This window comes from Pusillimonas sp. NJUB218, from assembly GCF_003788685.1.
Classification (GTDB): domain Bacteria; phylum Pseudomonadota; class Gammaproteobacteria; order Burkholderiales; family Burkholderiaceae_B; genus Neopusillimonas.
On the sequence record NZ_NQMK01000002.1, the window covers coordinates 62,773 to 88,492 of the forward strand.

General features: G+C 57.5%; 17 protein-coding genes and 1 other RNA gene. 12 read left to right on the forward strand and 6 right to left on the reverse strand.

Features of this window, described 5'->3' with window-relative positions; genetic code table 11:
• Window positions 1-72: 72 nt before the first annotated feature.
• The 3 genes from CHR62_RS02890 to xerD all read right to left on the reverse strand — a co-directional run bounded on the left by CHR62_RS02890 (window position 73) and on the right by xerD (window position 6,001).
• Window positions 73-3,372, reverse strand: a complete 3,300-nt coding sequence (locus CHR62_RS02890; RefSeq protein ID WP_123659980.1) for an autotransporter domain-containing protein — start codon at window positions 3,370-3,372, stop codon at window positions 73-75.
• Between the two features lie 120 nt (window positions 3,373-3,492).
• Window positions 3,493-5,052 carry a diguanylate cyclase domain-containing protein gene (locus CHR62_RS02895; protein WP_123659981.1) on the reverse strand — a complete coding sequence of 520 codons (1,560 nt, stop codon included), beginning with the start codon at window positions 5,050-5,052 and terminating at the stop codon, window positions 3,493-3,495.
• A 34-nt stretch (window positions 5,053-5,086) separates the two neighbouring features.
• The gene (xerD, locus tag CHR62_RS02900) at window positions 5,087-6,001 is read right to left on the reverse strand and encodes a site-specific tyrosine recombinase XerD (RefSeq protein ID WP_123659982.1); all 915 of its coding nucleotides are present in this window, start codon (window positions 5,999-6,001) and stop codon (window positions 5,087-5,089) included.
• Window positions 6,002-6,048: 47 nt separating this feature from the next.
• Between xerD and CHR62_RS02905 the strand changes: the two genes are divergently transcribed.
• The 6 genes from CHR62_RS02905 to recR all read left to right on the forward strand — a co-directional run bounded on the left by CHR62_RS02905 (window position 6,049) and on the right by recR (window position 15,429).
• The gene (locus tag CHR62_RS02905) at window positions 6,049-8,766 is read left to right on the forward strand and encodes a PD-(D/E)XK nuclease family protein (RefSeq protein WP_233574844.1); all 2,718 of its coding nucleotides are present in this window, start codon (window positions 6,049-6,051) and stop codon (window positions 8,764-8,766) included.
• Window positions 8,759-12,088, forward strand: coding sequence for an exodeoxyribonuclease V subunit beta (locus tag CHR62_RS02910; protein WP_123659983.1), 3,330 nt, complete (start codon window positions 8,759-8,761; stop codon window positions 12,086-12,088). Before CHR62_RS02905 ends, CHR62_RS02910 begins: the two co-directional genes overlap by 8 nt.
• 22 nt (window positions 12,089-12,110) lie before the next feature.
• Window positions 12,111-12,208: signal recognition particle sRNA small type (gene ffs, locus CHR62_RS02915), an RNA gene on the forward strand.
• 19 nt (window positions 12,209-12,227) lie between these two features.
• Window positions 12,228-14,408 (forward strand): DNA polymerase III subunit gamma/tau, encoded by a 2,181-nt coding sequence (locus CHR62_RS02920; RefSeq protein WP_123659984.1) that lies wholly within the window; start codon window positions 12,228-12,230, stop codon window positions 14,406-14,408.
• Window positions 14,409-14,471: 63 nt separating this feature from the next.
• Window positions 14,472-14,798, forward strand: coding sequence for a YbaB/EbfC family nucleoid-associated protein (locus CHR62_RS02925; RefSeq protein WP_093970621.1), 327 nt, complete (start codon window positions 14,472-14,474; stop codon window positions 14,796-14,798).
• Window positions 14,799-14,820: 22 nt separating this feature from the next.
• Entirely contained in the window at window positions 14,821-15,429 is a 609-nt protein-coding gene (gene recR, locus CHR62_RS02930) for a recombination mediator RecR (protein WP_123659985.1), read from the forward strand.
• On the opposite strand, the gene tal is transcribed toward recR, so the two are convergent.
• A complete protein-coding gene (gene tal, locus CHR62_RS02935) occupies window positions 15,426-16,385 on the reverse strand; it encodes a transaldolase (RefSeq protein ID WP_123659986.1) in 960 nt (319 codons plus the stop codon). The two genes, recR and tal, sit on opposite strands and share 4 nt — an antisense overlap.
• A 166-nt stretch (window positions 16,386-16,551) precedes the next feature.
• On the opposite strand from tal, the gene carA reads away from it, so the two are divergent.
• From carA to CHR62_RS02950, 3 genes are read left to right on the forward strand one after another with little or no spacing between them, the layout of a single operon-like run.
• A complete protein-coding gene (gene carA, locus CHR62_RS02940; protein WP_370318036.1) occupies window positions 16,552-17,706 on the forward strand; it encodes a glutamine-hydrolyzing carbamoyl-phosphate synthase small subunit in 1,155 nt (384 codons plus the stop codon).
• 9 nt (window positions 17,707-17,715) lie between these two features.
• A complete protein-coding gene (carB, locus tag CHR62_RS02945) occupies window positions 17,716-20,943 on the forward strand; it encodes a carbamoyl-phosphate synthase large subunit (protein ID WP_093970624.1) in 3,228 nt (1,075 codons plus the stop codon).
• A gap of 18 nt (window positions 20,944-20,961) precedes the next feature.
• Window positions 20,962-21,726 carry an SDR family oxidoreductase gene (locus CHR62_RS02950; RefSeq protein ID WP_093970625.1) on the forward strand — a complete coding sequence of 255 codons (765 nt, stop codon included), beginning with the start codon at window positions 20,962-20,964 and terminating at the stop codon, window positions 21,724-21,726.
• Here CHR62_RS02950 and CHR62_RS02955 read toward each other — a convergent pair.
• Window positions 21,723-22,145 (reverse strand): YchJ family protein, encoded by a 423-nt coding sequence (locus CHR62_RS02955; protein WP_123659987.1) that lies wholly within the window; start codon window positions 22,143-22,145, stop codon window positions 21,723-21,725. The genes CHR62_RS02950 and CHR62_RS02955 overlap by 4 nt on opposite strands.
• 103 nt (window positions 22,146-22,248) lie before the next feature.
• On the opposite strand from CHR62_RS02955, the gene CHR62_RS02960 reads away from it, so the two are divergent.
• Window positions 22,249-23,565 (forward strand): solute carrier family 23 protein, encoded by a 1,317-nt coding sequence (locus CHR62_RS02960; RefSeq protein ID WP_123659988.1) that lies wholly within the window; start codon window positions 22,249-22,251, stop codon window positions 23,563-23,565.
• A 190-nt stretch (window positions 23,566-23,755) separates the two neighbouring features.
• A complete protein-coding gene (gene greA / locus CHR62_RS02965) occupies window positions 23,756-24,232 on the forward strand; it encodes a transcription elongation factor GreA (RefSeq protein WP_093970628.1) in 477 nt (158 codons plus the stop codon).
• A 121-nt stretch (window positions 24,233-24,353) separates the two neighbouring features.
• On the opposite strand, the gene CHR62_RS02970 is transcribed toward greA, so the two are convergent.
• Window positions 24,354-24,968, reverse strand: a complete 615-nt coding sequence (locus CHR62_RS02970) for a YhbY family RNA-binding protein (RefSeq protein ID WP_123659989.1) — start codon at window positions 24,966-24,968, stop codon at window positions 24,354-24,356.
• 17 nt (window positions 24,969-24,985) lie between these two features.
• Here CHR62_RS02970 and CHR62_RS02975 point away from each other — a divergent pair, with 17 nt between their 5' ends.
• Entirely contained in the window at window positions 24,986-25,621 is a 636-nt protein-coding gene (locus CHR62_RS02975) for an RlmE family RNA methyltransferase (RefSeq protein ID WP_123659990.1), read from the forward strand.
• Window positions 25,622-25,720 lie beyond the last annotated feature (99 nt).

Below are 25,720 nucleotides of genomic sequence, written 5' to 3' on the forward strand. Positions count from 1 at the left end.
CAACCAAGTGGTCAAATCGCCTATTGCCGTGCGATGGATTTGATTGGATTAGATTTTAGCCGGCGTCGGGCTCTAAAACGTCCAACTGAAATTCGCCTGCCCCTGCAGCGACGAATAGCCACTTCCCAACTGGGCGCTTAGAGTAGCGCCGACCGACAAGCCCTCGCTGCGCTGCCACGTCAGACCTGCCCGCATGCCCATCGTGTTGCGAGGCAGCACGTTATTGATGGTATTAAACGTTGTATTCGTGGGAGCAATCACAAAGTGCGCCGCCTGAGTCAGGTCGCGATTCAGCCATTCGCGATCCCATCTGATGTCGAAATGCATGGCCAGGGTACTGCCATCACTACGAGCGCTACGCCATGATGTCGCCAGGCCAAGGCTGGACCGCAACGCGTCGATGCGCATGCTGTCCAGATGAAGGCGTGTTGCCGCATTGCCTGACTCGTCGATAGATGGCCGTGACAATAGAGCATAGTTCATGCTGACAAATGGCCCTGCCGAGAGCGCAGGGTTTAGGCGCCAGAGGTAACCTGTGCCTGCGTCAAGCGACAGGCTACGGCCAGTCCAGTCGGACGAGTGTGTTGTTTGGTAATTACCGATGGAAATCTGCCTACGCATATCGACCTGGTCAAGGCCCAGGCGCAGGCCGCTGAAAGCAAAGAGGCCCTGCGTTGAATCCGGACGGTACTGAAGATGAGCCGTAATGCCGCCTGCGGTGGCTTTGCTTTTGCCAAGGTAGGGGGCGTCGGGTCTGACCGAAAGCGTTGAAATATCAAGTTGGGCACCGACCGCGAAGTCGGATGCCGAGGCGAGCCTGCGACCGGTGCCAACGACCAGACCATAGAGCTTGGCATCGTAGCCAATCATGGACTCACCTGCGTCTTGATCGGCCTCTGAGCCGAACGCCGTGGCGTAGCCTTGCCAGTCGGTACCGGGGCGTTGCGTGCTCTGGCTCAGGCCTTGATGAGCCGTTTGCATAATCGTACGCTCACGCATCAGGGAAGCGGCCATCAATGCACTGTAGTTGGCCGGCGAAAGCTGGGCTAAAGCGTCAGGTATCTGCGAGCCGTCGCTGGCCGAGAAATCGATCTCCCGAAACAGTGTTTGCGCGTCCGCAGGCCCTGCGGACGCCAGGTTGAACAAGGCGCGCCCGGCTGCTCGCTGGTTGTCGTCACGGCCATATTGACTGTAGGCGTCTTGGGCTCGCGTGGCCGACAAGCGGTAGCGCTCGTCGCCCAGAGATACCGCGCTAAATTGCAGTATTGGCGATAGACGGGTGATCTGAGTGGCGCTGAAACTGCCGCTGCGGCTGGCCGCTTCTACTAAAGTGCTTGTGTCGACCGACCAAGTGTTTTGATACCAATCGGCCAAAGGCGCCAGTTCCAGGGTGCCTGTCAGGTCAACATTGCCGCTTACGGCAAGCACGTCGTGGGCGCCGTTACCGTCAAATTCGGCTACTAGGCGCCCTGTTGCTGTTTGCCGATAGTCCCCGCTTACGCTGATGCGCCCGATTGAATTGCCGGGTGCCAGCGTGCCAGCGTTGATCAGGGCACTGCCGGTGGCCAGATCGAAGCGGGCATTGCCTCCCAATGTGGCCGTTTCCTGGACTTTGGCGCTATAAACTTGCAACGTGCCATCAAGCCGGGTTTCGCCGCCGTCAAATGACAGGGCCAGATTATCTTGGCCAGTGATGTTGCCTGCGTAGCTCAGGCGAAATGCCGCATCGGGTTGGCCTGTGGCGCGGCCCAGGCTGTCGGCGGCCTGACCAAAAGACAGTGTGGTCAGGCGCAGTTCGTTATTGCCGTCGCGTTGCGCATAATGCGAAATAATGTCGCCTTCAATACGGGCGCCTTGCATTAGGTTGATGCGTTTGACGTAGGCATTGTCAGATATAAGGATGGCTGCTTGCCGGCCTGCGACTCGGCCCGTGATGTCTGCTTGCTCAACCAAGGGGCCGTCAAGCTCGGGCAGTAGCGGCCGATCGACGCCATCGACGCTGTGTATGTAGGAGCCACGATTTTCAACTGCGCTGCCCAGTGCGTTGGTGCCAAAATCAAAACGCAGGCCTACACCCTGAGAGCCGGTTGCCTGGATGTCGCCCCGGTGAACCAGCGTGTGACGGCGACCGTAGGCAAACTGTATACCTTGTCCATTTAACCCGTTCGCGTGAATTTTGACGCCGGGGTCAACGATAACGGTATTGTTCTCCCCATCGACCCGTATGCCCGCACCACCCGACCCGGCGGACAGTAGATCAGCCGCTTGCCGGATATGGTTGTTGCTGCCGTAAATATGCAGGCCCAGCCCCAGCGTGGCCTGGTTGTACCTACCCGGACGATACTGCGTACCAGCGGCGTTACGCTCAAAAAAACCTTGTGTATTAACCAGCTCAAGGCCGTCACCGTAGACTGAACGCCCGAAAAAATTTGCTCGGTCAATCGTGAAACCCAGATCTTGCAGCACAGCCAGCTCAGCTTCCATGAAGCCCGTGTAGTTGCGGTAATCCTGGTGGCTCATGACACTGTTTCGAAGCTCAATATGGCTCATGTAGTTAGGGTCTACATTGCCAGCGTCGTCCAGTATCTTTACAGGCACGCCACGCAGGCCGCCGGCCAATACCTGGTTGATGTGGGTTCCGATCAGTACGGCTTTATCCTGGCGCATGTCGAATGCATCAGGGTCGTACGCGTTATTGCAGCCGTTGCAAAGTATCTTCTGACCCGCCCGTGCCGGGTTCCCGTTATCGTCGATCAGCAGCTGCGACCAACGGTTCAGGCGGCTTTCGAAATACGGTTCAAAGACATCTATGGCGCCTTTGTCTTCTACGCTGCTGCCAACGCCCAGCCCATGGGCAACTTCGTGTATAGCCGTCAGGAACACACTGTCTTTACCGGTCAGTGGCGTTTGCGTGAACGCTGGGTTCAACGCGTAGTCATCTTGCCCCAGACCAAAAAAACCATGCCCGCCCAAAGGTAGCGTGCCAGTTGCAGGCAATAGCCCAAAAATGTTCTGCTGCATTTGCGTTAACGCGCTTTGGCCACCGTTTGCGCCGGGTGAGCCCCCATAGGCATTGCCCGGCATATTCACCGTGCCAATATTCACGATGGTCGCGGGGTTATTGCCTTGGGGCTGCAGAATTTCTGCCCAATAGCTTAGGCCATCGACAACTTGGTCTTTGTAGGCCTGATAGCCCTGCCAGCTCCAGAATGACGTATTGTCATCGTCGAACGAGCCGTCTCCAGTGTCGAAGAACCGAGCGACAAAGACGGTGCGCCCCGACGCATTTTCTATAGACCTGTCTTCCAGGGCGTAAGCAAACAGTGGTGCGATGGCAAGCGCCAGCGCGGCGCACATTTTTGTAAGTTTCATAGCGGAGCAGATATCGAATGCGCAGAGTATCGTGCGCGCATAGTACCGTCTTGCCAGGATCTCGCGAGGTTTGTGACGGAAAAATTTAATGCGCTTGGTTTTTTACTATTGAGAGTACGCTCAACGCGCCATTTCAACCCGGTTACGTCCATTTTTCTTGGCGTTATATAACGCATCGTCAGCCCGTTTCAGTGCAACTTCTACGCTGCCGCCTTCGGGCGACCAATAAGAAACGCCCAAAGAAATAGTAATGTGCCCCGGCCCGGGTAGGCCGTGCCACGTATCAACGTGGGTGCGCAGACGTTCGGCGACGTGCTGGGCGCCTTCTGGCGGCGTTGCGGGCAGCAGCATTAAAAATTCTTCGCCGCCGCTTCTGCACAGCAGGTCTTCATCGCGCGAGCAAGTGCGCATGGCGTCAGCAAGGAACTGCAGGATCAGGTCGCCGGTGTCGTGCCCCCAGGTGTCATTGACGGGCTTGAAGTGGTCGATGTCGACCGCAACGATCGAGAAGTCCTGGCGGCTTTGCTCCAGAGCGGCCAGGGCCATTTCCTGGCCTCGGCGATTTAACAGGCCTGTGAGGGCATCGGTTTGCGCATCAAGATTGAGTTTGACTATACGGTGATGAAAAGTGTTCATGCTTTCGAGCATGGCCTTTTTCAGCTGGCTGGCTTCGTAGTACCAAGGTTCGACTTGAGCGATTTTTTCAGCGGTTTCGGGTTGATCGAGGGCGCGGGCGCCTTGGGCCAGTTGCGATAGCGGCCGGGAAATCAGGCGGGCCATCCACCAGGCCAGGCCAAGAATGATCAGTGCCGGCACGGCCGTGTCTTGGAGTACGCCGGCCATCAGGGCGCCAAGGGGTTCAAGTGCCGCATTGGTGGGGGCTTGGGCCACAATGCCCCAGCCGGCAATTGTCAGTGGTGCATAGCCTGCCAGCATTTCTATACCTTGGCTGTTGCGAGCCTGCATGTAGCCGGTTTCTCCGGCCAGCACGGCATCGACGACCGGGTTTTGACCAACCGTGGTGCCCACTCGGCGCGACTCGGGGTGGTAGATTAATTGTCGATCTTGATCGACGGCGAACAGGTAAGACCCATCGCTGTAGTAGTGTTCGCTGAGTAACCGGTCAAGACTGTTGGCTTGCCCTAGGTAAATACTGCCGCCGATATAGCCCAGGTATTTTCCTGAAGCCGAAAAAATAGGTTGGGACAACACAATGATCCGATTGCCGCTGACGCCGGTGTAAGGCTTCGAAATAACAGGGCTCTGAAGCTTTAAAGCTTCTATTGCTCCGGGGGAGTGCAGTGTTTTGCCGACTAGCGTATCGAGGGGGGCGGTGGCCAGCACCTTGCCATTAGTGTCTGTGACCAGCACGGAGTCAAAGCTCTCGGTTTGCCTGTATACACGCGATACCTCGGTCTGCAACGCCTGAGGAATGTCCATGAGTTTGCTGACTTCTTTGGCGCTGTAGCGAAGTTGTTGCATGGCTGAGGCGAGATAGTCGCTGGTGGCCGAAGCTACTTTGGTGGCATAGGCGTGATTAAGTTGCAGCCGGTTCTTGATGAGGATTTGTTCCTGTGCTTTGTAGCTGGCATAAAAACTGTTGGCGAGCATGATCAGGCCGGTAATAACGGCCAGAGAAATAATCAGTCGGCGCAGGTCAAGCTGTTTGAGTCGTGTCATTAGGTTTGGCTGTTTACCTTCGTACTTTCAAGGCTTAACCCCGCGGGTGATGTTGTGCATGCAGGGTTTTTAAACGTTCGCGCGCCACATGGGTGTAAATTTGCGTGGTCGAAATATCAGCATGACCTAACAGCAACTGCACAACGCGCAAGTCGGCGCCATGGTTCAGCAGATGGGTGGCAAAAGCGTGACGCAGTACGTGCGGCGATAACGGCACGGTGATGCCCGCTCTGAGCGCATATTTTTTGACAATAAGCCAGAATGACTGGCGGGTCATTGCGCTGCCTCGCGTCGTGATGAAGAGTGCATCGCTGCGCTTCGCGCCGAGCAAAGCAGGGCGTCCGTCCCCTAGATAGCTTTGCATCCAGTGTACCGCCTCGGCGCCAAGCGGAACCAGTCGGTCTTTCCCGCCCTTGCCCATCACTACTCGGACTACGCCTTCGTCAAGGTTGACATCCAGCAGTTTCAGCGAAACCAGTTCGGTGACTCGAAGGCCTGTGGCGTAGAGTGTTTCCAGCATTGCCCTGTCGCGCATGCCAAGCGCAAGATTGGTGTCGGGCGCGGTCAGCAAGGCGTCGACGTTGGCTTCGGAAAGCGTTTTTGGAAAACGAGTTGGCTGCCGCGCGCTTTTCAGCGTAAGGCAGGGGTCATGCTGTACATGATTTTGCCTTTTCGCCCAAAGAAAAAATCGTCTCAACGTGGCCAGGCGACGGTTGGCTGTGGTGGCTTTGGACGTCGCGTGCTGGCTGGCAAACCAAGCTTGGATGTCGGACGTTTGCGTGTGGATGAGCGTTTTGCCCTGTGTGTCGCCCAGCCATTGGGTAAACGCAGACAGGTCTCGCCGGTAGGCGGCAAGGGTGTTGTTTGCCAACCCGTCTTCAAGCCACAGGGCGTCAAGAAAGGGCTGAATCAGGGGCGAAGGGAGAGGCGAGGTTCGGGCAAGACTCATGAGGAACAACTCGTAGGCAAAATGATCTGGCCGGGAAGCGAACGACCATGAACGACACGGTAAACTGCCGGTTTCTGAACCGGGCCGCAGCCATGCAAAGTACTGTAACTGATTTGGATTCATTGGACATCACGACGCTTGCACAATTGTTGGAAATGGACAGCCAGCAGACGTTAGTGTTGACGGTAAACAACCGGCATGCCCGTCGTTTGTTATCTGAGCTTTCGGATTCGCTGCGCGATGATCGGCGTGTGATGCCCTTGCCCGCCATAGTGCCGCTGGCGGCGTGGTTCCGGCAGGCGGCAGATCAGTTATCGTTTTTGCCTCAGGCCGGTACACCTGCGCACTATCTTGATGTTTTTGCGGCGCGCGGTCTTTGGCAGCAAGTCATCGAGTCGGTTGAGGGTGACGATACGTTGCTGGATACGAGTATGGCGGCACGACTGGCCGCCGAGGCCGACACGCTGATGAGTGAATGGCAGCTTCATGTTGATACCGCCGCCGAGACGCACGATTTTCAGCGGTTTGCGCTTTGGCAAAGCCGTTACGCCGAATGCCTTGCCGAACGTGATGCAGAGGATGTGAACGCTAGCATTGGGCGGGTCTGTGATGCCGCTGCAACGGGGGTGTTGCCGCTTGATTTTACGACCCTGGTATTGGCTGGTTTCAATGAGTTGTCCCCCCGGATGACCACTTTGTTGTCAGCGCTTGCACATCGTGGCGTGCATTGCTTGGTGTTGCAGGGCAGGCGGTCGTCTGCGGGTGCGCGGATGCGCTACGTTTTACCCGACACCGACCAAGAGTGGTGGGCCGCTGCACGTTGGGCCAAGCATCGGTTACAAGAAAACCCCCACGGCCGTTATGCCATCGTGGCCAGCCGCCTTGAGACGGATATCGCATTGGCGCATCGCGCGTTGCGACTGACTTTGCCGCCTGCCGAAGGCTACAACGTCGCTGTAGCGCGTCCGTTGGCGCAGTGGCCGCTGGTACGAGCTGCGTTGGCATGGCTCAGTGTGCTTGCCGATTTTCGTATTTCAGGTGTTTCTACACCGCGTCAACTGGGCGCGGCGCTTTTGGCAGGCGCTTGTGTGGGGGCTCATGCCGAAGCCGCGGCGCGCGCACGGCTCGATGCCGATTGGCGTCACAAATCGGTTATCCAGATATCGTTACCCCAGTTCACCGGCATGTTGGCCAATGTCACGCCGCAATTGCATCAAGCCTGGTTGGGGTGCGTTGATGTACTCATGGCTGATCGCAGCCGTCTGGGTTTGCATGCCTGGGCGGCGAAATTTCGTGACCTGTTGGGTAGGTTGGGGTTTCCCGGGCAGTCCCCAGGCAGCGCCGCGTTTCAAACCCTCGAAGCTTTTGACCGCGCCTTGGGGCAGTTAGGCCAGTACGACGTCGTCTGGGGCGAAGTGTCCTTTGCAAAGGCCGTTGGTTTGTTGACTCGATTGGTGAACGAAACCTTGTTTCAGCCCCAGCGCGACCCATCGGCTCGTCTTGATGTGTTGGGTCTGCTCGAAGCCGAGGGCGGCAGTTGGGACGGCGTTTGGGTACTTGGCCTGACCGATGAGATTTTACCGGCGGCCACGCGTCCGAACCCTTTGCTGCCGGCCCATGTGCTGCGCCATGCGGGTGCGCCTCGCGCTACGCCCGAACGAGAGTTGCAATGGGCGGGGGTACTGTTCGAGGACTTGTGCCGCTTGGCGCCGCAGGTGTGTTTCAGTCATGCAGAGCACGAAGGTGAGCGCGAGTTGCGGCCAAGTCCCTTCATTGCGCAAACTTATGAAGCCGCAATACCCGATTATCTTCAGCCTTTGCCTTTAAGCGTGGGCATCCGCCTGGAGTCCGTGGTCGACGACCTGGGTCCTGCGTTGCAGGCCGACGCGGTCGTGCCAGGAGGGATATCACTCATTGATTATCAATCGCGTAATCCGCTCTGGGCCTTCGTCAAGTATCGACTAGGGGCGTCGCAGTTGCCTGACTATGGACAATTGGCAGATCAGAATGCACGAGGTTTGTTCATGCATCGGGCGCTGGAGCTTGTCTGGAAGCGTTTGGGTCATCAAGATGCCCTTCATGACGCCGTAATACAAGGGCAATTGATATCGATTGTTGATGAGGCCACGGCTGTTGCGGCCCAGGAGTATCTGGCGGGTTATGGCGATACGTTGAAGCGGCTTGAGCAAGGGCGTGGGTGCGCGGTTGTGCTGCAATGGCTCGCGTTGGAGCAGGCCCGTACGCCGTTTGCCATCGAAGCGCTTGAGCAGCCGGTGGTCTGGCAGTTTGGCCCGCTTGGTTTGAAGCTCCGGCTTGATCGTATCGATCGAATGCACGATGGCAGTTTGGCTATCCTCGATTACAAAACGGGTAACGGCAATATCGACCCTAAAGCTAACTGGTCGCGTCTGCGATTGGTCGATTTACAGTTGCCGTTTTATGCAGCAGTCATGGGGGCTGCCGACAACGATGCCCAGGTGGGGGCGTTAGTGCTGGCGCAGTTGCATGCCAAAGGCTGTCAGGTCCGAGGCTTGGCTGACGCCGACGTTGGCGTGCCCGGTCTGGCGTCAGTTTCCGATTGGCCCGCACTCGAGGGCTTGGATTGGTCTGCTGTGCTGGCACGCTGGCGTCAGGCCATCGAGGGTCTGGCCAGCGACTTTATTCGAGGCGATGCCCGTAACCGGTTCGAGAAGAAGACCGATCTTGATTACTGTGATGTGTTGCCCTTTTTAAGATTGAATGAGGACGGGGTTGCTAATGTCTGAGCCCATTCACGATGCCGCTGCGCGACAGCAAGCGCTCGATCCGCAACGTTCGTTCCTGGTGCAGGCGCCGGCAGGCTCCGGAAAAACCGAACTATTGACCGATCGTATTTTGGCTTTGCTGGCTACGGTTGAGCGACCAGAGGAAATTGTTGCCATTACCTTTACGCGTAAGGCCGCCTCGGAAATGCACGCCCGTGTGTTATTGAAGCTGGGGCAAGGCTTGGGGCCGGAGCCGCCCGAGGCGCATCGCCGTGAAAGCTGGCGGCTGGCGCGTGCGGCCATCGAGCGTGATCGTCAGATGGGGTGGCAATTGCTGCAGTATCCAGCACGGCTTAGCATCCGGACGATCGACGCATTCTGCGCGCATTTGGTCAGGGGTATGCCATGGCTAAGCACAATGGGCGGAATGCCTGGGGTGTGTGATGACGCCGGTCGGTATTACCGCGAAGCGGCGCAGGCAACGATAGGACTGGTTGACGATGTCGAGTCAGTGGCGCGGGTGCTGGCGCACCTCGACGTTGATCTGCGCGCGGCCGAGACTTTGCTGGCCGAAATGCTGGGCAGTCGCGACCAGTGGATGCCGTTGCTCGATGCCGGCAGTGACGCGAGGTTGTTATCCAGGTTTCTGGCTGAAACTATTGACGAAGACGTCGCGCGCCTGGCCGTGCTTATGCCGGTGGGGTGGTCGCACGACTTGGCAGTGCCTTGCCGAACTGCAGCAGACATTCTGGCTCAGGAGGGGAAGATGCCAGAGGTCTTGCCGTTGGTGGACTGGAGTGGCGCGCCGTTTGACACATCGCAGGCCGATCTGCCTCGATGGCAGGCCTTGGCTGCATTGTTGCTGACCAAAGACGGGCGTCTGCGCAAGACAGTCAACAAGGCAACCGGCTTCGAGGCCAAGTCGGATCACCGAGCCGCCTTTATGGCCTGGCTTCAGCATTTTGACGGCACTGAGCCTTGGGTGTCTGCGCTGGCTGAAATCCGGACGGCGCCTGCTCAGGGGTATCAAGACTGGCAGCTTGACGTGCTGAGTGACCTGCTTGAGGTGCTTCGGTTGGCCTGGGCGCAACTGATGGTTCAGTTTTCACAGGCGGGCGAAGTCGACTTTATCGAGGTTTCTCAACGGGCGCTGCGTGCGTTGGGTAGCGCCGACGACCCGACTGACTTGTTGCTGTCCCTAGACGGCGCTATTCGCCATTTGCTGGTGGACGAATTTCAGGACACCAGCCAGGCGCAGATAGAGTTGCTGGAACGCCTGACGTCGGGGTGGATGCCCGACGACGGTCGGACCCTCTTTTTGGTGGGAGATCCCATGCAGTCCATTTATCGGTTTCGTAAGGCCGAGGTTGGGCTGTTCTTGAAGGTGCGAGAAGCGGGCTTGGGACAGGTGCCGTTGACGTCGCTTCAATTAACGACCAATTTTCGCTCCCAAACGTCAGTTGTTGATTGGGTCAATAGCGTCTTCGGGCCCTTGTTCCCGGCGGCGCCTCATATTGGCCTAGGGGCGATTCCTTATTCGTCTTCTGTGGCATTCAATCCGCCGCTTGATGGGTTGGGCGTTTCCCTTCATCCGGTATGGTCGGTTGGCGAGGAAGGCGCTGACGAGTCGGGCATGCAGGAAGCCGCTCAAACAGTCGTGCAGCTCGCGCGTGACGCCTTGGCACGCAACCCAGACAGCGGGCATCCCGTCGCCATACTGGTGCGTGCGCGCAGCCATTTAAAAGACGTTGTCCGTCAATTGACAAGCCAGGGTATCCCGTGTCGCGCTGTTGAACTGGTGTCATTGAAGACCCGTCAAGTGGTGGCCGATCTGGTGCAGTTGGCGCGTGCGTTGTCTCATCCGGGTGACCGGCTGGCTTGGCTTTCGGTGTTGCGTTCGCCCTTGTGCGGCTTGCGTTTGCACACCCTGCATGCGCTGTTTGGTCAAGAGGCTTCTAGACCTGCGCCGTTGATGCTGGCCGACTATGTGCGTGACGACGATCCGGCCGCCTGGGGGGTGGACCAGGATGAGCATCAGCGCGTGCTGCACGCGGCGGCCGTGTTGCTTGACCGGACTAACGATGAGGGCGTTGTACCGTTTGCTTCCTGGCTGCAAACGGCTTGGCAGCAGCTGGGCGGTAGCGTGGTTTATGCGACCCAGGACGACGAGGCCGACAGCCAGGCTTTTTTCCGTCTGATCGAAAGGCTGGCTCCGTTTGGCGGGCTGGACCCTGCCGAGCTTGAAATCCAGTTGGATAAACTGTTCGCTAAACCAGGGCATCAGGCCGGCCCTGCGGTTGAGGTCATGACGATTCACAAGTCAAAAGGCTTGCAATTCGATACCGTCATTTTGATGGGGTTGCATCATGGCGCGACCAGCGATAGTCAGCGACTGGTGCATTTCGAGTTCAGCGAAGGGCGCTTGTTGATTGGTCCGATCCGGCCCAAGGCGTCCGAGCAGGCCGATCCGATTACGACTTATTTGCGTGAGCGCGAGAAAAAAAGATCGGCGTATGAAATTGACCGTTTGTTGTATGTGGCGGCCACCCGTGCCCGGCATCAACTCTGTCTTGTCGCCCAGCTTTCGCTCGATAAAAACGGCGAAGTGGCGGCGCCCAGGGCGGGTAGCTTGTTGAGCCGGCTTTGGCCCTATATTTCACCGCCGTCAGCACCCGAGATTACGGCGATGTCGCCCGGTAGTTTCGCGGGCGTCATTGATGCAGCTACCGATGGCCGACCGTTGTTGCGCCTGCCGTCGAGGGCGTTGCCGGCGCCCGACAAGTCGGTATTTGCTTTATCGAGCGATGCTGGTCGGCCCTGGGAATGGTCGCAGGCGCTTAATGAAGATGCACTTGTCGGGACGGTGGCACACGCCTGGCTTGAGCGCTTGGGCAAAGCGGGTGCCGACACGTGGACCGTCGAGGGTGTCAGGGCGCAGGAGCCTGTGGTTCGGCGTCAGTTGTCGCGAGCCGGTGTGCCCGGCGATCGCCTTGATGCCACCGCGGCCGCAGTTTGTGAAACATTGGAAGCGACCTTGAGCAGTGCGCGTGGCCGCTGGCTGCTGGGTTTGGCCAAAGCGTATCGCGAATGGTCTTTACTTGACGTCTCGGGGCGCGTGTCGGTTATCGACCTGGCTGTATCCGACGAGCAGGGCTGGTTGGTTGTAGACTATAAAACCGGCCGCCCTCAAGACGGCGAGTCTGCCGATCAGTTTGCCGACCGCATGCGGGTACGCTACGCCGAACAGATGGCGCGCTACCGTGCTCAGGTCAGTGCGCTCGATGGTCGGCCCGCACGTTCGGCACTTTATTTTCCGCGCGCCGACATTTGGATCGACGATTGAAAATCCTGTTAAACTGCTTGTTGGCGGGCCCCTTCGCATGGTTCGACGGCAAACCTGGTCAGGTCGGGAACGAAGCAGCCATAGTCGTTCAGAACCAGTGCCGAAGTCAGGCTCGCCTCTTCATTGATACGTACACTTAATGACATATCTGGTACTGGCGCGCAAATGGCGGCCCCGCTCGTTTGACACCCTCATTGGCCAGGATCATGTGGTCAGGGCCCTTACCCACGCCCTCGAGACCCAGCGTCTACATCATGCGTGGCTGTTTACCGGCACGCGTGGCGTTGGCAAGACAACGCTGTCCAGGCTGCTGGCTAAATCCCTAAATTGCGAAACCGGCATTACGGCGAATCCGTGTGGCCACTGTCGCGCTTGCGTCGAAATCGATGAAGGCCGGTTCGTAGACTATGTCGAACTCGATGCAGCCTCGAACCGCGGCGTCGACGAAATGACGCAGTTGCTCGAGCAGGCGGTATACGCGCCGAGCGTGGGGCGGTTCAAGGTTTACATGATCGACGAGGTGCACATGCTGACCGGGCATGCGTTCAACGCCATGCTCAAAACCCTCGAAGAGCCGCCCGCTCACGTCAAATTCATTCTGGCAACAACCGACCCGCAAAAAATTCCGGTGACGGTGTTGTCGCGTTGCTTGCAGTTCAATCTTAAGCAAATGACCGCCGACGCCATCGTTGGGCATTTGCAGGGCGTACTTCAGCACGAAAACATTCCCTTCGATGTGCCCGCTTTGCGCCTTATTGCGCAAGCCGCCTCTGGTTCCATGCGCGATGCCTTGTCGCTAACCGATCAAGCTATCGCCTACAGCGCGGGCCAGTTGTCGGCCGATGCGGTACGTGGCATGTTGGGCACTATCGATCAGCGTTATTTGGTACGTTTGTTGCAGGGTTTGGTGGCCGGTAGTGGTCAATCGGTCCTCGAAGTGGCTGACGAGCTCGCAACCCGTGGTTTGTCGTATTCGGGTGCGCTGGCCGATTTGTGCATTTTGTTGTCGCGTATTGCGATCGAGCAACGCGTACCCGGGGTTGCGCCGGCCGATGACCCGGTTGCGTCCGAGCTGGCTGCCCTGGCCGCCGGCATGCCGCCCGATCTCGTCCAGTTGTTTTACACCGTAGCGGTTCATAGTCGTTCCGAGCTGGCGCTCGCGCCCGACGAATACGCGGGCTTTGTCATGGCGTGCCTGCGCATGCTGTCGCTTGCGCCGGCCAATACTGGCCAGCCTTTGCCGCCGCCGTCCGGCCCTTCTACCCGTGCAGATAGCTCCGCGGCATCTGCAATGTCCCAGTCCGCGCCATCGCCGGTAGACATCAGCCGGGCAGCGCCGACACCCGCCGTGTCGCCAGTGTCGGCTAGCAACGCTGCGCCTGCATCCAGTGTGTCGCCTGTTGCCAGTAATGCGGCGCAGTCAGACGTCCCTCCGGCCGTCGACGACTCCGTCAGGTCGGACGATACGGCTGTATCGGTGGCGTTGCCTACCCCAGAGTCTCAAGCGATGCCGGAGCGCGATGCCGAGGCTGATACCGAGGCCGAGATCGAGACCGCTTTGGTGCAAGCCCCCCGGTCGGTGTCTGCACCGGTAGCCGCGTCTGCTCCTGCTGTCTCTGCCACGCACGGCCTCGCGCCAGCGGCGGTTTCTGCCGAAGACGGCATTCCGGCCTGGGAAGATATTCCCTCAAACGACACCGTTGATCCTCTTCCCGAGGATGACTTCGAAACCATGGTTGCGGGTGGCGCCTACGACGACGCTGCCATGATGGGGCAGGGGTACGATGCTGGTGTAGACGAGAACTATGACGATCTCGCTTTGTCGCGCGACCCGGGCGACGATATCAATCCTATACCCGCCGACGTTCTGGCCGGTTTGTCCGCCGACGCGCCGACACGGCGCGGCCGGGCACCTCGGCTGTCCAGTATGGACAGCAAAGCCTGGGTGACGCTCGTCGCGTCGCTGCCGGCTACCGGGGTGGCCTCTGAACTGGCCCGTCAAAGCGAATGGGTCGGTGTCAAAGACAACGAAATTCATTTACGTGTCGGTATTCGCATGTTTGCTGACAGCGCCGGCCAGGCGCGCTTGTGTACACTGCTGTCCGAGCACTTTGGCACGGTTGTCCGGCTCAAGGTCGAGTATGGTCAAACCGGCGACGATACCGCGCATGCCGTCGAGCAGGCCGAACTTGCGGCCCGTCAGCGCGATGCCGAGGCGGCAGTCGATGTCGACCCGCTGGTGCAAGCTTTGGTTACCGATTTCGGCGCCAGGGTGATACCGGGCTCCATTCGTCCTTTACCGCAAAGCAAAGCGGCCTAGTCGCCGGCATTGTTTTGCGGTACCTATGAATCCATTCAATTTCTATCTCAGGAAGTTCATGCCATGATGAAAGGTCAGATTGCCGGCTTGATGCGCCAGGCACAGCAAATGCAAGAAAACATGAAGAAAGCCCAGGAAGCGCTGGCAGACATCGTTGTTGACGGTGCTTCGGGCGGCGGCCTGGTCAAGGTCTCCATGACGTGCCGCCATGATGTCAAACGGGTACAGATCGACCCCAGTTTGCTGGCCGACGACAAAGACATGCTCGAAGATCTGGTGGCTGCCGCGTTCAACGATGCCTTGCGTAAAGCCGAGGCGACATCGCAAGAAAAGATGGCTTCGGTCACCGCCGGCATGCCCTTGCCCCCCGGCATGAAGCTGCCGTTCTGATTGTCGCAGTCGCTTACCCCTGATGGACGTTCAGCTACCCGAACCCGAGCCCCTCAAGGCCTTGGTCGACGCTTTGCGTCGGTTACCAGGCGTTGGGGTGCGCTCGGCACGGCGCATGGCCTATCATTTGCTGCAAAACGATCAGGCCGGCGCACAACGATTGTCGCAGGCGCTTGCCTCGGCCCTGCAGCAGCTTCAGCATTGTCAGCGCTGTAATAACTTTACCGAAGACGATCTGTGCGCAACCTGCGCCAATCCCCGACGCGATCCGTCTTTGCTGTGCGTTGTCGAAAACCCCGCCGATCAGAATACGCTTGAATCTACCCACGGTTATCGGGGGCTGTATTACGTGCTGATGGGTAGGTTGTCACCGCTAGAAGGTGTTGGCCCGGTCGAGCTCGAATTCGAGCGCTTGTTGAAGCGGGCCTGTGACGGCGAGGTCAAAGAGGTTATTTTGGCCACCAACTTTACGCCCGAGGGCGAAACTACGGCCCACTACCTGACCGAGCTGCTGCGCGCCCGCGGGTTGACGGTGTCGCGTTTAGCCCGTGGTGTGCCGGCAGGCAGTGAGCTTGAATACGTTGATGCCGGCACGTTGGCATGGGCACTGCTCGAGCGTCGTAACGCCTAGGCTGCCCGCGCCGCGTTCAGTAGTGCGTCGAGCTTGATGGCGTCGGCGACAAACAACCTGATGCCTTCAGCCAGTTTTTCGGTGGCCATGGCGTTTTCGTTAAGTTGTGTCCGAAATGAAATTTCGTCACACGCTAGCGCGGGCACGGCCTGTTTGGCGGCTGCGGCGCTGTCTAGTATTTTTGCGAGCGGTTCTGTGCTGTCTGCAAGTTGGCTCAGGAGTTCGGGGCTGATGGTCAGCAGGTCGCAGCCTGCCAGAGCTCGTATTTGATCAATGTTCCGGAAGCTTGCCCCCATGATTTCGGTGGCAATACCGTGATGCTTGAAATAATTGAAAATAGCCGTGACCGACTGAACGCCAGGGTCGTTGATGCCGCCGCTTGCAGCTTCGTCCCATTGGGGGCCGGCAGCTTTTTTGTACCAATCGTAGATGCGTCCCACGAAGGGCGAAATAAGTTGCACTTTGGCATCAGCACAGGCAACGGCCTGGGGTAGCGAAAAAAGCAATGTCAGATTGCAGGCAATACCTTCGGCCTGCAGTATGCGTGCAGCCTCGATACCTTCCCAGGTTGATGCAATTTTGATCAGAATGCGTTCGCGCGGTATGCCTGCTTGCGCGTACAAATGGATGATGTCCCGTGCGCGGGCCAGGGTGGCTTGTGTGTCGAACGACAGGCGGGCGTCGACTTCGGTGGAAACGCGGCCGGGCACGATCGCCAGAATTTCGCGGCCAAACGCCACCAGTAGCCGGTCGGTCAGTTCGGGCAGCGTTGCGTGGGGAAAGTCTTGTACGGTGCGCTCGAGCAGTGGCCGGTAAGTGTCTTTTTGAACGGCTTTCAGGATGAGTGACGGGTTCGTGGTGGCATCGGTAGGTTGATGCGCGCGCATGGTTTCGAAATCGCCGGTATCGGCAACGACCGTGGTGTACTGGCGCAGTAATTCAAGTTGGCTGGGCATGGGTGATAACAATTGGCTTGGCTTCGAAAAGCGGGTGAGCAGACCCCGCGGGCGCGGGGTGACGGCACAAACTAATATCGGTTGATTTTAGCGGCAACTGAAAGGCTGTGCTTCTTCAAGGTATAATTCCAAGGTTTACTTATCGACTTTATAACCGGGGTTCACTGTGCTGCCGTCTCTACTTCCCGAGGGGATTACATCGTCCTCTCCTGCGATCTTGGCTTTGGCGGACGGTACCATCTTCAAGGGTGTCTCTATCGGCGCCGATGGACATACCGTCGCCGAGGTTGTTTTCAATACGTCAATGACCGGGTACCAGGAAATTCTTACCGACCCGAGCTACAGCGGTCAAATTGTCACCTTAACCTACCCGCATATCGGCAATACCGGGGTCAACCCCGAAGATGTTGAATCCGACCGTGTGCATGCGGCTGGTCTGGTCGTGCGCGATTGCTCGCTGCGTGTTTCCAACTTCCGTGCCACGCAGTCATTGCCCGAATACCTGCGCGCTCAGGGTATCGTGGCTATTTCGGGTATCGATACCCGTAAGCTCACCCGCATTTTGCGCGAGGGCGGCGCCCAAGGGGCGTGTATTTACGTGGGCACCGATCACCACGAGGCTGTGCGTCTGGCAAAAAGCTTTGCCGGCATGGCGGGTCAAGATCTGGCCAAGGTCGTTTCCACAAAAAGCCAACACGAATGGACGCAAGGTACCTGGCAATTGGGTCAGGGCTTTGCCAAGCCAGAAGGCAATCAGTATCACGTTGTAGCCTACGACTTTGGCGTCAAATCGAATATTTTGCGTTTGCTGGCCGATCGCAATTGCCGTGTAACGGTCGTACCGGCGCAAACGCCGGTCGAGCAGGTGCTGGCCCTTGATCCCGACGGCATCTTTTTGTCGAACGGCCCAGGCGACCCAGAGCCTTGCGACTACGCCATTCATACCGCGCAAGTCGCCATCCAGAAAAAAATACCGCTGTTTGGTATTTGCCTCGGGCATCAAATCATGGGTCTGGCCCTTGGCGCGCAAACACTAAAAATGAAAACCGGCCATCACGGTGGCAATCACCCCGTGCAAGACCTTGATTCGGGCCGTGTTTTTATTACGAGCCAAAACCACGGCTTCGCCGTCGAGGCCGCCAGTTTGCCGGCTAACGCGCGTGCCACTCACGTTTCGTTGTTCGACGGCACGTTGCAGGGCTTCGAGCTCACCGATGCGCCGGCATTTTGCTTCCAGGGTCACCCCGAAGCCAGCCCCGGCCCACACGACATCGTGGTGCTCTTCGATAAATTCATCAGCCTTATGGCCGGTCAAAAGTAAATCAGCATTATGCCCAAGCGTACAGACATAAAAAGCATTCTTATCATCGGTGCCGGCCCCATTATCATTGGTCAGGCCTGCGAATTCGACTATTCGGGCGCACAGGCCTGCAAATCGCTCAAAGCCGAAGGCTATCGCACGATTCTGGTCAACAGCAACCCGGCCACCATCATGACCGACCCGGAAACGGCCGATGTCACCTACATCGAGCCCATCACCTGGCAGGCCGTCGAGAAAATCATCGAAGTCGAAAAGCCCGATGCCTTGTTGCCCACCATGGGTGGCCAGACCGCGCTTAACTGCGCGCTCGACCTCGAACGTCACGGTGTTCTGGCCAAGCATGGCGTCGAAATGATCGGCGCTAACGCCCATGCCATCGACAAGGCCGAAGACCGCCAGAAGTTCAAAGAAGCCATGACGAAGATTGGCCTCGAATCGGCCAAGTCGGGCGTAGCGCATTCTATGGACGAGGCCTGGGAAGTACAGCGCCGTATCGCCGAAGATACCGGCACGTCTGGCTTTCCGACGGTTATCCGGCCTAGCTTTACCATGGGTGGTTCGGGCGGCGGTATTGCCTACAACCCCGAAGAGTTCGAAGCCATTTGTCGTCGCGGTCTCGAGGCCTCGCCGACCAACGAACTGCTTATCGAAGAGTCGTTGCTGGGCTGGAAAGAATACGAAATGGAAGTGGTGCGCGACCGCGCCGACAACTGCATTATCGTGTGCTCGATCGAAAACCTCGACCCTATGGGTGTGCACACGGGCGACTCGATTACCGTCGCGCCTGCCCAAACCCTGACCGACAAAGAATATCAAATCATGCGTGACGCCTCGATTGCGGTGTTGCGCGAAATTGGTGTTGATACCGGCGGTTCGAACGTTCAGTTTGCGGTCAATCCCGATAACGGTCGAATGATCGTCATCGAAATGAACCCGCGTGTTTCGCGTTCGTCGGCGCTGGCGTCCAAGGCAACGGGCTTCCCTATTGCCAAAGTTGCTGCGCGCCTGGCCGTAGGTTACACCCTCGACGAACTGCGCAACGAGATCACCGGCGGGGCGACACCGGCGTCTTTCGAGCCCTCCATCGACTACGTCGTCACCAAGGTTCCTCGTTTTGCTTTCGAGAAATTCCCCCAGGCCGACTCGCGCTTAACGACGCAAATGAAGTCGGTGGGCGAGGTTATGGCTATTGGCCGTACATTTCAAGAATCATTCCAGAAGGCCCTGCGCGGCCTCGAGGTCGGTGTTGATGGCCTTAACCAAAAAACCACCGATCGTGAAAAGCTGCAAATCGAGTTGGGTGAGCCCGGCCCCGAGCGTATCTGGTACGTGGGTGATGCTTTCGCCCAGGGTTTCAGTCTCGAAGAGGTTCACCAACTGACCAAGATCGATCTCTGGTTCCTGTCGCAAATCAAAGAAATTGTCGACATCGAATTGGCGCTCGAACAAAAGACGCTGGCCGACCTTGGCCAAGACACCATGCGTGAACTCAAACGGCGCGGCTTCTCCGACCGTCGTTTGGCCTTTTTGCTCGACACCTCCGAAGCCGAAGTGCGCAAGGTCCGTCATCAGTTGGGTGTTCGCCCGGTTTACAAGCGCGTCGATACCTGCGCAGCCGAATTCGAAACCAAAACAGCGTACATGTACTCGACCTACGAGGAAGAGTGCGAGTCCGAACCCACTGACCGCAAGAAAATCATTGTGCTGGGTGGCGGCCCCAACCGTATCGGGCAGGGTATCGAGTTTGATTACTGCTGCGTTCATGCGGCACTGGCGTTGCGCGACGATGGTTACGAAACCATTATGGTCAACTGCAACCCCGAAACGGTTTCCACCGATTACGACACCTCCGATCGTCTTTACTTCGAGCCGCTTACCCTCGAAGATGTACTCGAGATCGTTCACAAAGAAAACCCGGTCGGGATGATCGTGCAGTATGGCGGGCAAACCCCTCTGAAACTTGCGCGCGCGCTCGAAGCCAATGGTGTGCCGATTATCGGCACCAGCCCAGAGTCCATCGACGTTGCCGAAGACCGCGAGCGTTTCCAGAAGCTTCTGACCAAGTTGGGTCTGCGTCAGCCACCCAATCGCACAGCACGTACCGAGGGCGAAGCCCTGGCCCTGGCTTCCGAAATTGGTTATCCGTTGGTGGTTCGTCCTAGTTATGTGCTGGGCGGTCGTGCCATGGAAATCGTTCACGAACAGCAAGACCTCGAGCGCTACATGCGCGAGGCGGTCAAGGTCAGTAACGATTCCCCCGTATTGCTTGATCACTTCCTGAACAACGCCACCGAGGTCGACGTCGATTGCATCTGCGATGGCGAGCGCGTGTTTATCGGCGGCGTCATGGAGCATATCGAACAGGCGGGTGTTCACTCGGGCGACTCGGCGTGCAGTTTGCCGCCTTATTCGTTGTCGGCCGACGCCATTGCCGAAATCAAGCGCCAAACAAGTCTGATGGCGCGTGCACTTAATGTCAAAGGCCTGATGAACGTTCAGTTTGCCATTCAGGACGGCGACGTTTACGTGCTCGAAGTCAACCCGCGCGCATCGCGTACCGTGCCTTACGTTTCCAAGGCCACAGGGCTGCAATTGGCAAAAATTGCGGCGCGGGCCATGGCAGGCAATACCCTGGTTAATCAGGGTGTCACCGAAGAAGTCGTGCCCAAATATTTCTCGGTCAAAGAGGCCGTGTTCCCGTTCGTCAAATTCCCGGGCGTCGACACGATTCTTGGCCCCGAAATGAAGTCAACCGGCGAGGTCATGGGTGTGGGCGAAAGCTTTGGCGAAGCCTTCGTCAAGTCTCAAATGGCGGCTGGTGTGACGTTGCCCGAATCGGGTACTGCATTCATCAGCGTCAGGGCTCAAGACAAGCCCAAGGCCGTCGAAGTAGCGCGCGGTCTTGTGGCGTTGGGTTTCAAAATCGTGGCTACCCGTGGTACAGCAGCCGCCATTGCCGATGCTGGAATCCCCGTACAGGTGGTCAACAAGGTCACCGAGGGTCGCCCGCATATTGTCGACATGGTTAAAAACCAGGAAATCGCCCTGGTCATTAATACGGTCGAAGAACGGCGCAACGCTATTGCCGACTCGCGTCATATTCGGACTGTAGCGTTGGCGTCTCGCGTGACCTTCTTCACCACTATCGCCGGTGCGCGTGCAGCGGTCGAAGGTCTGCAGTATATGCGTCAGGGCGAGGGCCTCAAGGTCTACAGCCTGCAAACCATGCATGCTTAAGCCGGGTTAAACCAGCGCATGCAGCGTGTGTTCATCACGGGGGCGAGCAGCGGCATAGGTGCCGCGCTCGCCCGTTTTTATGCGGCCCGCGGCTGTCAGCTTGGTCTGGTGGGGCGTCGTGCCGATGCCCTTGAAACCTTGGCCGATGCGCTTCCGGGCGTGCATAAAGTCTATGTCCTCGACGTGATCGATCGCGATGCGCTGCATCGGGCCGCAAACGATTTCCTGTCTCTGGGGCCCGTCGATGTTGTTATCGCCTCGGCCGGTATAAGTGTAGGCACACTCACCGAAGAGGCCGAGGACTTCGATGTCTTTCAGCGTGTCATGACCACTAACGTGGCCGGTACGGTTTCTACATTCGAACCTTTTGTGGCCGCCATGAAGGCGCAAGGGCGGGGCACTTTGGTAGGGGTGGCCAGCGTTGCTGCCGTGCGGGGCTTGCCGGGTGCAGGCGCTTACAGCGCGTCTAAAGCCGCTGTGCGAAATTATTGTGAAAGCCTGCGTGTTGAGCTTTACGGTACAGGCGTTAAGGTGGTGACTTTGGCGCCGGGCTTTATCCGTACACCAATGACCGCGAAAAATCCCTACAAAATGCCATTTTTAATGCCCGTCGATGCTTTTGCCCGGCGGGCGATACGCGCTATCGATAACGGCGTGTCGTATATTGTGATCCCCTGGCAAATGGGATGGGTTGCAAGGTTACTGCGCTGGGTGCCAAATAGTCTGTACGATCGCGTGGCATCACGACGCGAGCGCAAGCCTCGCCAGACGTCTCAGCCTTAAACGGCATTTTCGATTATCCCGTCTACGTAAAGCCACTGGCCGTTTTCTTTGATGAAGCGGCTGGTTTCGGTCAGGCGGTGCGCCCGTCCTGCTTCGCGGTACCTTGCGGTAAAACTTACTTCCGCATGTGTTTCGTCGATTTCGCGAAAGGCATGAACGGTCAGCCCAAGCCAGCGCGTTCCGTGCGGGGCATCCGGTGCGTCGAGCACCAGTTCGGTTGGCCGGGTGTCAGGGTGCCAGCTTGCCCTTAGGTAGTCGGCGCGTGCCAGGGTATAGGCGGTATATCGTGACCGCATCAGGTGTTCGGCGCTTGGCGCAATATGTCCGGCGTCGATGTACTGTGCGCAACATTGGTCGTAAGACGAACCCGTCGGTAGTCCGCCGCATGGGCAACCCTCGGTCGCATTTTTTTTCTTCATGACTTATTCCAGCAATTATTTGTTGCGAACGGGTCGAGCCTACCCGTAAACTTTCGGCTTTGTGAGAAGCTCCATTTCATAACTACTTCAAGAAGGCATTTCAATGTCAAACTCATATTTTCCGCGGTGGCGCCAGGTTAACCCCGACGCCTCGGGCGGGGTCGTACAGCCCGACGAACGCTTGTCGTGGCCTCAGAACGTTGCCATGGGCGCCCAGCACGTGGTGGCTATGTTCGGTTCTACCATTCTTGCGCCGTTACTCATGGGTTTTGACCCGAACGTCGCTATTTTAATGTCCGGCATCGGCACGCTTATTTTCTTCTTGTTTGTGGGTGGACGTGTGCCCAGCTATTTGGGCTCTAGCTTTGCATTTATTGGGGGTGTGATTGCGGTCACCGGGTATGCCGGCGGCGGTGCCAACGCCAACATCGGTGTAGCGCTGGGGGCTATCATTATCTGCGGTCTGGTTTATACCCTTATTGGCCTGGTGGTGTGGTGGCTTAATGCCCGTTCAGCCAATGGTTCCGACTGGATCGATGCCTGGATGCCGCCCGTGGTGACGGGTTCTATCGTTGCGGTCATCGGTCTTAATCTGGCGCCTATTGCCGCTAAGGGCGCCATGGGCGGGTCAACCTTCGAAGCCATCATGGCGCTGATCACGGTGCTGTGTGTTGGTGGCGTTGCAGTTTATACACGCGGCGTCACACAACGGCTGCTGATTCTGGTCGGGCTTATCCTGGCCTGCGTTATTTATGCCATTTTGGCTAATGGCTTCGGGTTGGGTAAACCCATGGACTTCAGCGGTATTGCCGGCGCGGCTTGGTTTGGCCTGCCGACATTCTCCAGTCCAGTCTTCGAAGTCGGCGCCATGAGCGTCATCGTGCCTGTCGCCATAATTCTAGTCGCCGAAAATTTGGGCCACATCAAGGCGGTCAGCGCTATGACGGGCCAAAACCTCGATAAATACCTGGGCCGTGCGTTTGTGGGCGACGGTGTGGCCACCATGGTGTCGGGCTCGGTGGGCGGTACCGGCGTCACAACCTACGCTGAAAATATCGGGGTTATGACTGTCACCCGCATTTACTCTTCAATCGTATTTGTGGTTGCTGCGTTTATTGCTATTTTCCTGGGCTTCTCGCCCAAGTTCGGTGCGCTCATTCAACTCATTCCTGGCCCAGTTCTTGGGGGGATGTCGATTGTTGTATTTGGCTTGATTGCTATTGCCGGCGCCCGCATTTGGGTGGTCAACCAGGTCGATTTCAGCGACAACCGTAACCTCATCGTCGCGGCCGTAACATTGGTGTTGGGCGCGGGTAATTTCTCGCTCGAACTTGGTGCCTTCCGTTTGGACGGTATTGGCACGGCTACTTTTGGTGCAATTATTCTTTACGCACTGCTAAGACAGTCAAAACGCGGCTAACTACCGGCTATTTTTGGTTTTTTAGCAATTTTTGCCCAAGGGCTTGCTTTTTGGGCCAACTTTGCCGACAATAGGTTCAAATCCCCGGTTGTCACCGACCGGGGATTTCCTTTGTACCTTGCAGTATTAACGTTTTACCAATCGGGCGCTCCTTTGGGGCGTCTTTTTTACTTTTTATTCAGGAAGCATTATGTCTGCGATCCCGTTGACGGTAAGTGGCGTTGAGCGCTTGCAAAAAGAACTACATCGACTGAAAACAGTCGAACGCCCCGAGGTCATTAACGCTATTGCCGAGGCGCGTGCTCAGGGTGATTTGTCTGAAAATGCCGAATACGACGCGGCGCGTGAGCGTCAGGCGTTTGTAGAAGGCCGTATCCAGGAGCTTGAGGGTACGCTATCGAATGCGCAGGTTATTGATCCGGCTGCACTCGACGCTGAAGGCAAGGCGGTATTTGGCGCTACCGTAGAAATTGAAGAGTTGGAATCGGGCAAACGTGTGGCCTACCAAATTGTGGGCGACATCGAAGCCGACATCCGTGAAAATCGTATTTCAGTATCCAGCCCAGTCGCCCGTGCCCTAATCGGCAAAAGCGAAGGCGATGTTGTTGAGGTACAGGCGCCCGCCGGTGTGCGCGAATACGAAATTCTTTCTGTCAGCTACGTCTGATTTTTGCGCCGGCTGGCTGGCGCCCCTAATGTAAAGCCCGAGCGAGTTTTGCCGGGCTTTTATTTTTTCCTTGCCACTACAGGCGCCTGCAACATGAGCAGCAGGCCAGACGCGTAGCGTTTTAACGAATTTTTGGCCGAGCCACAGCAGAGCGGCGGGCGCCGGCCTTGAGCGACAAGGCGCTGCCGCCACGACGCGGAATACCGTGTGCAGCACCGGCAGCGGGTTTGGCGGCCGTTTTGCGTGCTCCCGATGCCACTGTGCCGGGCGTTGATGCGCGGCGTACCTTTGGGGCTGCATTTTCGAGGCGTTCGGTTTTGCGCGCCGAACGTTCGGCGATGCCGGCCTTGCGGGTTTTGGTGACCCCTGCAGCAGCCAGTTTTTTGGGTGTGTGCGGCTCGGTGGGTTTGCGCACCGCGCGCGTGGCATTAACGCTTTCTTCTTCGGCCCGGCGCTGTTTTGGGTCGGGGCGGAACAAGATAAGTGTTTTACCCAGGTGGTGTACCGGGGCGCATGACAATTGCTCGCACAATGATGCGAGCGAAGCTTCACGCTCGTCGCGCTCTTGGCCGGCCATTTTGACCTTAATGAGCTGGTGCGCGGTAAGATTACGGTCGATCTCTTGAATAACCGATTCCGTCAGGCCACGGTCGCCGACGAGGACGACAGGGCGTAAAGGGTGGGCGCGGGCGCGAAGGGCGCTGCGTTCTTGCGAAGTAATGTCTAATTTGGGCATATTTGAATTGTACGGGAATGGCCAAGAAAAAATTCTCAAAAGAGTGGGTTCAGCAACACATTAATGATCCCTATGTGAAAATGGCGCAACAAAAAGGCTATCGAGCCCGCGCTGCGTTCAAACTTATCGAAATTCTCGACACCGAAAAGCTCATGCACAAGGGCGATATCGTTGTTGACCTTGGGGCCGCACCGGGCAGCTGGTCGCAGGTGGCTCGCGAGCGCCTGGTAGGCGCCGGTGGTGTTATCGACGGGCGGGTCATAGCGCTTGACCTGCTTCCCATGGAGCCTATTGCCGGGGTCGAGTTTTTGCAGGGCGATTTTCGCGAAGACACGGTTTTGCATCAACTTGAAACCATGCTTGAAGGTAAACAGGTGAATCTTGTAATTTCAGACATGGCCCCCAACTTATCAGGCGTAGGGTCTGCTGATTCAGCTCGTATTCAGCATGTTTGCGATTTAGCGTTAGAATTTGCTGTGAATCATCTCAAGCCCGATGGCGCGCTGATTGTCAAAGCGTTTCATGGCAGTGGTTTTTCGCAAATCGTCGAGTCGTTCAAAAGACATTTTGTCCGGGTTGTCGAGCGCAAGCCCAAGGCATCGCGGGGCAAGTCGTCCGAAACTTTTCTGGTCGGCCAGCGTCTCAAGTCTTGAGCCACACTTTATTATTAACGGGTTAGAATGACCTGTTAACCGTATTATTGGGGCCGCCTTATATGTTCCCCGCAAGCCGCAGTTTCTAGGAGGTTGGCT